This window comes from Devosia sp. (assembly GCF_030689745.1).
Lineage (GTDB): Bacteria > Pseudomonadota > Alphaproteobacteria > Rhizobiales > Devosiaceae > Devosia > Devosia alba.
Map to the genome: position 1 here is coordinate 1 of NZ_JAUYGL010000027.1, position 9,757 is coordinate 9,757.

Here is a 9,757-nt window from a genome sequence, read left to right on the forward strand (position 1 = left end):
GAATTCGAAGTGCGAGAAATGGCGACCATGATGCGGCGCGGCATGAACTGGGCGGCACGGGACGAGTAAACGGCGACGGCCGGCATTGTCTGGGAAACCAGTCAACCCCAGTCGTCACTCTTGGGCATGACCCGAGGGGCCTTCACTTTCGGCACGTTTTGCAGGTGCAGAGCCCTCGGCGACACAAGCCCAAGGGGCACGCCCGGTGGGTGGGGGATCCTACCACCTTAGCAAAAATCGCCCCAGTCCCGTCCCGATCATCCCGACCATCACAATGCCCAGCGTGTACCAGAGCGCCAGAAACATCATGCCGGTTTCGGCGCAGGCGAAGGCATAGACCCAGGCGCCAGTGCCGCCAGCCATGATGCCGGCGGCAAAGCCGGCAAGGGCGGGGTTGCGTGGCGCCAAACGCCGCAAGGCCAGCAGGGCGCCGAACAGCACGGGCAGCGACAATAGCGGGATGTAGGTCAGGGCGCGCAAGATGGACGAGCCCATGATCAGTGGCATCATGTCATCGGCGCGAGCGAGCTGGATGACCGCAAGGATCAGGAGGGCGCCGAGCAGGCTTATGGCGGTCAGCCAGGGCCAGCGCGTGCGCCCATCGGGCCGAGCCAGCACCAGCGTCGCCGCAAGGCCGAGCAGGGCCAGCGCCAGCGTGTAGCCGAACTTGGTCCAGTAGACCAAGGTGGTGGTGGCCGTTTCCATGTCCGGCCGCATGCCGAGCAGCATGAGCATGGTGACGACTGCGACAATGCCGCTTAAGAGCAGGGCGCCCAGCAGCAGGCGCTGCAAGGCCCTGGGGCGGACGGGCTTGAGATCGTTGGCAAGGCGGCTAATGAGGTCGTCGGTCATTTTTGACCTCCCGCAAAGCGCGTGGCCAGCGCCTTGAGGCCGCGATGGATGGATACCTTGGCGGCGGTCTCGGTCATGCCGTGTGCCGCGGCGGCTTCGGCAATAGAAGCGCCGTCGATTTTCGTGCGCCGGATGAGATCGCCGGTGCGGGCGGGAATGGTATCGAGAACGACATTCAAATCACGTTTTGCCAGTGCATCGGCGCTGTCATCGTGGGCGAAAATGGGCGCGTCGTCCTCGAGCGGCACAGTCAGCCGGATCGACTGGCGACGGACATGGTCGACAAATTTGTGGTGGGCCACGGCATGCAGCCAGGCGGTAAAGGGGCGGGTGCGGTCATAGGTCATGCGGCGAGTATGGATGGCGAGCAGGGTTTCTTGCACGAGGTCCTCCGCGTGCGCGGCAAACGCGGGCGTGAGACGCCGGGTGAAATAGGGCCGCAGATGGCGACTGAGCTCGGCCAGCAGCGTGCGATAGGCGGCAGCATCCCCGTCCAGCGCCGCGATCATCAGGCCTCGCAACCGCGTCTCGATCAAAGCAGTGTCCATCGTCCCATCATTCGCTCCCTGCGGCGTTATGGTTACAGGGCGGCGCAGAATTTTGGAACGCCCTATTGGTGTTCACGAACGCGTGACGAGGTAACCCCGTTCAAGGTCTCCACGAATGGCAGGTCATCACCGCGCCAACGGGGCGTGGCACCATTCCGGAGACAGATCATGACGTTTGCGCATCGCAGCCTTTCGCTTTCAGCCTTGACGGTAGCCACCTTGGCTGTCGCCCTGGTGTCGAACAGTTTCGCCCAGGACGCCATGGCCACTGACGCCATGGCCCCCGATGCCATGCAAGCCGATGCAATGGCCCCGATGAGCGAGGATGATCTCAAAAGCTGCCTGGAACAGGCAGGCATGATAACCTTTGCCCATGTCATGGAGGCCGCGGTCGCTGCCTGTCACGACGTGCACAACGGCATGGCGGGTGATGCCTTGGGCGGAGACGCGATGGGCGGCGATGCCATGGCCACCGACGCAATGGCGCCAGCAAAACCATAACAATTTCGTGTAAAACGTCATTTGCTCCGCCCGCACCCGTTACGCATAGTGCGGGGCAGTTGGTGCGGGATCGATTGGGGAAAAGATGAGCGACACCATAGCAGCAGAAGTGGCCAACACGGGCCCGCTGATCTATCGCCAATCGATCTGGACGCGGACTACCCACTGGATCTGGGCGATCTGTCTGTTTTTCCTGCTGTTGAGCGGGTTGCAGATCTTCAATGCGCATCCGGCGCTCTATATAGGCCAGCAATCGGGGTTTGAGTTCGAGAACGCCATCCTGGAAATCGGGGCATTCAATACACCCGATGGCCCGCGTGGGCGCACGACGATTTTTGGCCAGCAGTTTGACACCACCGGCGTGCTGGGGATGAGCGGATCGGCGGCGCGGCCCAGCTTTGTCGGCTTTCCTGCCGCCGTGACGATCCCGTCATTCCGCGATCTGGGTACCGGACGGGTGATCCACTTCTTTTTTGCCTGGCTGTTTGTGGGCACCATGTTCGTGTGGTTTCTCGCCAGCTTCATCAATGGCCATATCAAGCGCGACATCCTGGTGCGGCCAGCCGACCTCAAGGGGGTGCCGCGCGACGTAGCCGAGCATGCGACGCTGAAGTTCAAGCATGGGCGCAGCTATGGCCCGCTGCAGCGCATCGCCTATTTCGGGGTGTTCTTCATATTGTTCCCGCTGATCGTCCTGACCGGCCTGACCATGAGCCCGGGGATGAATGCGGCATGGCCCTGGCTGCTGGATCTGTTTGGCGGGAGGCAGACGGCGCGCACCATCCATTTCGGCGTCATGCTGCTGCTGGTGACCTTCTTTGTGGTGCACATCATCATGGTGCTGGCGGCTGGCCCGATCAACGCGCTGCGCTCGATGATCACCGGGTGGTATCGCGCCAGCCCAGGCACGCCGAGCGGTGAAGGAGACAGGCCATGAGCGGCATCATTACACGGCGCAATTTTCTGCGCAGTTCGGCGCTGGCCGGGACAGGCCTGGTGCTGGCGGGCTGCGACCAGTTCGATTTCCTCGGTTCCCGGGACAGCCCGGTCCGCCAGGCGATGGAGCGGGCCAATGTGCTGACCTACCGGGCGCAGCGGGCGTTGATCGGTGATCAGACGCTGGCGCGGACCTATGCCGCCAGCGAGATCCGACAGGGGCAGCGCCCCAATGGATCAACCGATCCGACGACGCCGGAATACATGTTTCTGCGCGCGCAGGACTTCGCCAGCTATACGCTCAAGGTTACCGGCATGGTGGAGCGACCGCTGGAGTTCACGCTGGCAGAGTTGCGCAATATGCCGTCGCGCAGCCAGATTACCCGACATGACTGCGTGGAAGGCTGGAGTTGCATTGCCAAATGGACCGGGACGCCGTTGGGACCGATCCTCGACATGGCGCGGGTGCAACAGGGCGCGCGCTTTGCCGTCTATCACTGCTTTGACAATATCCAGCGCACGCTGACCGGGGACATTCTCTATTATGAGAGTTCGGATCTGGTGGATGCCTATCATCCGCAGACGCTGCTGAGCTATGGGCTGAACGATCAGGTGCTGCCGGTGGCCAATGGCGCGCCGGTACGGCTGCGCATTGAGCGGGCGCTGGGCTACAAGCAGCCGAAATATCTGCACACAATCGAACTGGTGGATGATCTGTCAGCGTTCGGCAAGGGCAAGGGGGGCTATTGGCCCGATCTGGGCTATGATTGGTATGGCGGGATTTGAGGTTCTCTCTCTGCCTCTAGCGTCTGCCAACACTGCTTTTCCGGGCCTTTCTCCCGCTTGAGGGAAGGTTGAGGAAGGGCCGCAGCTCCGGCGCGATAGGCTTTCGAGCCCCCTGATCTGCCCTTCGAGCAGCTTCTTCCGCACGAGACAAGGAAGAACGCAGACCCGCCATGCAGTGACGCACGGCGAATTGCCTTGCTATTTCAGGCCTCTTGCCCCATATCAGCGGCATCGTCACCGGCGCATGGACCTTCACGGGATCCGCTGGCGCCAGAATTATGGTGACGGACTTCACTTCTTCCCCTTGCGGTGAGCGGCGAAGTCAGCCCGGAAACTACCTTGGTCGCGTCTTCGAACCGGAACTCCGGTGACCACTACTCCCGAAGACGCTCAAAGATGTCCGGGTTCGAGCCAGCACCCGCGCGATACCCCTCATTTATCGCCCGATTGCATTTGTTGACCCGCCATTCGCATGTGCGAGTGGCGTCACGCGCGGCAGTATTCTGCGCGCGTTGCAGCGCCAATCTGGCGCAGAAAGACCTGTTCTTTGAACGACTTTATTTCCCTGGGCCTGCCCGAAATCCTGACCGACAGCCTGACTGCGGCCGGATTCACCACGCCCACCAAAATCCAGAACGAAGCCATTCCCAAGCTGCTCGAAGGCCGCGACATGATGGGCATTGCCCAGACCGGCTCGGGCAAGACTGCCGCTTTCGGCCTGCCCATTCTGGCTGGTTTGCTGACCCTGACCGGTCGCCCCCGGCCGCTGACGACCCGGGCGCTGATCCTGGCGCCGACGCGTGAACTTGCCGTGCAGATCGACGAAGCCATCCGTAAGTATGCCGGCACCAAGATGAAGCTCGACACCGTGCTGCTGCTGGGCGGCGTGTCGCGCTACCATCAGGTCAAGCGCCTCGAGCGCGGCGTTGATATCGTGGTGGCGACACCCGGGCGCCTCAAGGACCTGATGGATGACGGCAAGATCAAGCTGGCGGAAACCCGCTGGCTTGTGCTGGACGAAGCCGACCGTATGCTCGACATGGGCTTCATTGCCCCGGTTCGTGCCGTGGTCAAGGCCATCGGCATCAAGCGCCAAACCATGATGTTTTCGGCCACCATGGCCCCTGAAGTAGCCAATCTGGCCAAGAGCTTGTTGCAGGAACCCGTGCGGGTCGATGCTTCTGTTGCCGGTTCCACCGTGGTCAAGATCGATCAGCGCGTGATCCTGTCCGGTGCCAAGGCCAAGCGTGGCGTGCTCAATGAGCTGTTGGGCAGCGACGACGAAAACATGGAACGCGTGATCATTTTCTCGCGCACCAAGCATGGCGCCGACCGAGTGGCCAAGAATCTGGAAATCGACGGTCACAAGGCGGCTGCGATCCACGGCAATAAGAGCCAGAACGCCCGTCAGGCGGCCCTGAGGGGCTTCACCAATGGCGATGTCCGCATCCTGGTGGCGACTGATATCGCCGCACGCGGTATCGACGTGCCCGGCATCACCCATGTGGTGAACTATGAATTGCCAGACGATCCTGAAAACTATGTGCACCGCATCGGCCGCACCGCCCGCAATGGCGCGTCGGGCTTTGCCATCACCCTGTGTGACGGTACCGAGCGTGGCAAGCTGCGTGATGTCGAGCGGCTGATCCGCCGGACCCTGCCCTACACGGGTGATCTGCATCTGGCCAATGATACCGGCGTAATTGAAGCGCCACGGTCGGCCTACAAGAAGCCATCGGGCGGTCGTCCCGGTGCGGGTCGTGGCAAGAGTGCCCGTCCAGCTCAGGGTGATCGTCGTTCACCAGCCGAGCGCCGGCCATTTGCCGAATTCGGCAAGGAAGGTGCGCCCAAGAGCGCGCCGCGTAGTCGGCCAGCTGAAGGCCAGCGCACGCGCCCGGCCGCCGATGGTCAGCGCAGCCGCGCTGCCGATGCACCACGGACCCGTCCGGTCGATGCGCCACGCACCCGTCCTGACAGTGCCCAGCCAGTGCGTGGCGTGCGCCGCGACATGGAAACCGGCAAGCCAATGGCGGCCAAGCCGGCCGGCAAGCAGCGCTGGGGCAAGACCCAGAAAGACGCTGGCCGGGTTGCCCGCAGCAACGGCTGATAGGCGATACGAGATTTGAAGAAAGGGCGGCCTCTGGCCGCCCTTTTTTGTTGTTGGGGTGACTGGATGCCTGCAACAGGTGACCTGCCGGTGGGCTCGGCAGAGCATTGCGCAGTCCGTCACGCCGTCAGGTAAACGGCCATTTGGGAACGGCGCCGGCGGGAAATTCGGCTCAGGCGGTTTTACGCGCCGTCGCACTATCGCTGGTCGTCGCCGGGGCCAGGCGTTCGAGGAAATTGCGCGACCAGTTGTCGACACTGTATTTGCGCGCCGCTGCCATCAGCGTGGTCCAGCGATCGATGCGCTCTTGCCGCGGCATGTCGAGCGCCATACGTAGGGCTTCGGCAGTTTCATCGGTATCGAACGGATTGACCATGATGGCGTCGGGAAAGATCTCGGCGGCGCCGGCAAAGCGCGACAATACCAGAACGCCCGGATTGGCGGGGTCCTGCGAGCCGACGAATTCGTGCGCGACCAAATTCATGCCGTCGCGCAAGGGGGTGACCAGGCCGACGCGAGCAAGGCGATAGAGGCCGGCGAGGCTGGGCTGGCCATAGGCGCGTTTGACATAGGTAAGGGGTGACCAATCGGGCTCGGCAAAGCGGCCCATGACGCGGCCACAAATGGCGTCGAGTGCGTCGCTGGTTTCCTGATACTCCTTGATACTGTCACGCGAGGGCGGCGCAATCTGCATCAAATGGGTTACACGGCGGAAGCGAGCATCATTGGCCAGCAGTTTTTCATAGGCTTCGACGCGCTGCGGCAGGCCCTTGGAATAGTCGAGACGATCAACCCCCAGGATCAGCCGCTGCTCGCGCAATGTCCGTTCCACCCGCTTGACCATCTTGGTAGCGGCCGGGCTGACCGCCAGACTGGCGAAGGCATCCGGGTCAGAGCCAATGGGGAATGCTGCGGTTTCGCTGCGGCTGAAATCCACCGATTTGAGCGGATTGCCCGAGATGGAAGACGGCGATTGGTGATCGGCAAATTCGGTGAAGGCGGCAACGTCGCGCTTGGCCTGCATCCCCACCAGATCGTAGCGCGAGAGGTCGCGCATCAACTCGTTGTGGTGCGGAATGGCGTAGAGCGCATCAGCGGTGGGGAAGGGGATGTGCAGATAAAACCCGATGCGGTTGCGGGCGCCCAGATTGCGCAACTCGCTGGCCAGTGGGATCAGATGATAATCGTGCACCCAGATGATGTCGTCGGGCCGGAGATGGGGCAGCAAGGCCCTGGCAAACTGCTGATTGACGGCGCGATAACCCTCGTACCAATGGCCCTCAATGGTGGCCAGATCGAGCCGCAAGTGAAAGCTGGGCCACAGGATCGAATTGGAAAAGCCGGCATAATAGGCGTGGTGATCGGGGCGCGTGAGGTCGATCTGGGCGACGGTGAGACCATCGATACTCTCAAACCGGGCCTCGGATGAGGGCGCATCGACCAGCTTGCCAGACCAGCCAAACCAGAAGCCTTCGCGCTCGGCCAGGGTCTTACGCAGGGCAACGGCCAAGCCGCCTGCTGCAGGACCCTTGCCCGGCGTGCGGTTGGAAACAATGATCAATCTACCCATCAGTGTGCGCCCCGGCCTCATGCATATGCATCAATGTGCCATTTCCTGTTCGGGCTCAATTGTTTCCCGTTCGGGCACGACCAATTCCTGTTCCCGCGCGGCAATATCGCCCAGCCCCTGCAACAGGGCACGAACCGAGCCAACGTCGGCAATGCGCATACGCGCAGCGGTGTCGCCATCGCCCAGTTTGATGCCGACGCCGCCTAAATCCTGAGCGGCAATGAAAGCGTCCTCATCGGTCACATCATCGCCGATGAACACCGGCGTGCGACCGACAAAGGGTTCCTCCAGCATGAAGGCCCGCAGGGCCTCACCCTTGCTGACGCCGCGTGGGCGGGCCTCGTAGACCATTTTTCCGGGCACTAACACGAAATGGTTGTTGATCTCGATGGCGCGCTGCATGGCCTCATGCACAGTTGCTTCCAGCTCGGGCGCCTGGCGGAAGTGCACGGCGACTGCACCTCGCTTGGTCTCAAGGATGAGTTCGGGATAAGCGGCGATCAGGGGTCCAAGGGCTTCGGCGACACGTTCCGCGCCCTCCAGTGAATCGGGGTCTATGGCTTCCAGGACGCCATCGGCGCGCCGCCGCTGGGTACCATGGGCACCGGCAACCGGCAGCACCAGGGGGGCCAGAAACCTGTCAATGTCGGCGATCTCGCGACCCGTCAGCACGGCGAACGCCAGGTTCAACTCTCGGGCGGTCTGGCCGAGCTGCTCGGCCAGTGTATCGGGTACATCTATGCTATCGGGGGTCTCGGCCAGTTCAACCAGGGTGCCGTCAAAATCGGTAAAAATGGCGAGTTGCGCCGGCGGCGTGGCGACGGGAGCTGATTGTGGCATTTTGCGGCCTCACTGGGAATTATTCACTAAGGTAACGTATGAGGCGGCAATTGGTTCGATGACGGGAACCGCGAACGTTTACATGGCTGGCATGCGGCATCGGCTATTCTGAATGCGGGCTGACTGACGCATTGATCGGGCGTTCACAACCGAGTCGCTAGACCGAGGTCCGACTGCAATGCCTACCGCCACCGCAACCGGATCGCGCCCCATGACCCAAATCCTTTTGACAGTGATGTTTGCGCTGGTGTTGAGCCTGCTGACCTTTGCTGCCTCGTTCGCCGAGGTGCCCCGTAGTGAGTTCCTGCCCAGCGCAACGACGACGCGCTAGGCTTCATGCCAAGGGGATGCCCCTGGTGCCCTTGTCTTTCTGATAGACTGCCGAGAGTTCGCCATAGAGTGCGCTGATGTCGTCAAGGCGGGCCACCAGCGCTTCGCGATGATCGCGGTCGAGGCCGGCAATCATCTGGGCGATGTTGTGGCTGGTCCAATACTGATTGGTGCGATTGTAGAGCGGGCGATCGGGCGAGACGATGCCGGTCTCGGGCTCGGGCACGGCGTAAACTGCCTTGAGGATGGCGATGTCATAGGGGATGGCGAAGCTGTCGCGGGTGTCCTGATAGCTGAACAGGTAATAGAAGTTGTCGAAGCCCGACCAGGTGATGCCGGACAGGCAGAGCGAACAGGGCTCATGGGTAGCCAGGAACAGGCAATCCTTGACGTCGGGGCGCTGGTCGGCGGGTAATTCGAAGAAGCGCTTGATGGCGTGCATTTCGCCATGCCAGAGCGGATTTTCGGTCTCGTTGTTGGTCTCGGCAACCACGACCGACAGATCCGATTTGCGCAGGATGGCGGCGCCAAACAGCTTGTTGCCATGGGCAACGCCGGCGCGGGTGATTGGCGCGATGTCGTGTTCAATGACGTCGAGCAAGCGGGAGACGAGATCGGCGGTATTCATGGTCATGTTCGTTCGCCAGCTTGGGGATGGCGCACAAGGTGCGGTACATCGAAATGGTATTCTTCAAGATTATTGCCGTCGCCGCCACGATCGACCACCAGAAAGTCGCTGGCTACTTCGAGCGGCGTGAGCACACCGTGCCAGGTGTTCATGGCGATGTTGACGCCCTGGCCGGGCCGGGTGATGAAGGCGCGGGGCAGGTCGGGAGTGCCCGACAGATCGCCTGCGACGATGACCAGAAACGGTCGGTCACCCAGCGGATAAAAGGCCTGACTGCCCAGCGGATGGCGTTCTACCAGGCGCAGGCTCAGCGGCAGATCATAGGGCTGGCCGCGAAACACTGAAATCAGTGGCCGGGAACCATCGCCGCCCAGTTCGACCCGCGCCAGATCGTGGTAGCGCTCAGTCATGCCATTGTTGATGCGGAAATGCTCGGCGCCATCGAGGTCGATGACCTGACCGAAGGGTGCAAAGCTCTCGGCGGTCAGGGGCTCGATGAGAATGATACTCACTGGCTCAAAGCCCCAGCTTCATGTGGCGGTTGACGTCCTTGTACAGCAAATAGCGGAAGCGGCCGGGACCGGCATAGCAGGCCTGGGGGCAGAAGGCGCGCAGCCACATGAAATCCCCCGCTTCCACTTCGACCCAATCGCGGTTGA

General features: G+C 62.0%; 10 protein-coding genes and 1 pseudogene. 4 read left to right on the forward strand and 7 right to left on the reverse strand.

The window, feature by feature from the left end:
* Positions 1–219: 219 nt before the first annotated feature.
* Complete coding sequence (locus Q8O80_RS02515; RefSeq protein ID WP_305576584.1) at positions 220–852, reverse strand: DUF1109 domain-containing protein; 633 nt, start codon at positions 850–852, stop codon at positions 220–222.
* Positions 849–1,373: a sigma-70 family RNA polymerase sigma factor gene (locus Q8O80_RS02520; RefSeq protein ID WP_305576603.1), complete on the reverse strand. Its 525-nt coding sequence runs from the start codon at positions 1,371–1,373 to the stop codon at positions 849–851. The genes Q8O80_RS02515 and Q8O80_RS02520 overlap by 4 nt, the downstream gene beginning before the upstream one ends.
* A 195-nt stretch (positions 1,374–1,568) precedes the next feature.
* Here Q8O80_RS02520 and Q8O80_RS02525 point away from each other — a divergent pair, with 195 nt between their 5' ends.
* The 4 genes from Q8O80_RS02525 (at position 1,569) to Q8O80_RS02540 (ending at position 5,730) form a co-directional block, all read left to right on the forward strand.
* Positions 1,569–1,901, forward strand: a complete 333-nt coding sequence (locus Q8O80_RS02525) for a hypothetical protein (RefSeq protein ID WP_305576586.1) — start codon at positions 1,569–1,571, stop codon at positions 1,899–1,901.
* Positions 1,902–1,986: 85 nt separating this feature from the next.
* Positions 1,987–2,838, forward strand: coding sequence for a cytochrome b/b6 domain-containing protein (locus Q8O80_RS02530; RefSeq protein ID WP_305576589.1), 852 nt, complete (start codon positions 1,987–1,989; stop codon positions 2,836–2,838).
* On the forward strand, positions 2,835–3,623 hold the full coding sequence (locus Q8O80_RS02535; RefSeq protein ID WP_305576591.1) for a molybdopterin-dependent oxidoreductase: 789 nt from the start codon (positions 2,835–2,837) through the stop codon (positions 3,621–3,623). The genes Q8O80_RS02530 and Q8O80_RS02535 overlap by 4 nt, the downstream gene beginning before the upstream one ends.
* Positions 3,624–4,170: 547 nt before the next feature.
* The gene (locus Q8O80_RS02540; RefSeq protein WP_305576593.1) at positions 4,171–5,730 is read left to right on the forward strand and encodes a DEAD/DEAH box helicase; all 1,560 of its coding nucleotides are present in this window, start codon (positions 4,171–4,173) and stop codon (positions 5,728–5,730) included.
* A 172-nt stretch (positions 5,731–5,902) separates the two neighbouring features.
* On the opposite strand, the gene Q8O80_RS02545 is transcribed toward Q8O80_RS02540, so the two are convergent.
* From Q8O80_RS02545 to Q8O80_RS02565, 5 genes and pseudogenes are all read right to left on the reverse strand, one after another.
* Positions 5,903–7,300, reverse strand: a complete 1,398-nt coding sequence (locus Q8O80_RS02545) for a trehalose-6-phosphate synthase (RefSeq protein ID WP_305576595.1) — start codon at positions 7,298–7,300, stop codon at positions 5,903–5,905.
* A 30-nt stretch (positions 7,301–7,330) separates the two neighbouring features.
* Complete coding sequence (otsB, locus tag Q8O80_RS02550; RefSeq protein ID WP_305576597.1) at positions 7,331–8,140, reverse strand: trehalose-phosphatase; 810 nt, start codon at positions 8,138–8,140, stop codon at positions 7,331–7,333.
* 334 nt (positions 8,141–8,474) lie between these two features.
* A complete protein-coding gene (locus Q8O80_RS02555) occupies positions 8,475–9,104 on the reverse strand; it encodes a nucleoside deaminase (RefSeq protein ID WP_305576599.1) in 630 nt (209 codons plus the stop codon).
* Positions 9,101–9,610, reverse strand: coding sequence for an ureidoglycolate lyase (locus tag Q8O80_RS02560; RefSeq protein ID WP_305576601.1), 510 nt, complete (start codon positions 9,608–9,610; stop codon positions 9,101–9,103). The genes Q8O80_RS02555 and Q8O80_RS02560 overlap by 4 nt, the downstream gene beginning before the upstream one ends.
* 4 nt (positions 9,611–9,614) lie before the next feature.
* Positions 9,615–9,757: pseudogene (locus tag Q8O80_RS02565) on the reverse strand ((S)-ureidoglycine aminohydrolase); the annotation flags it as partial.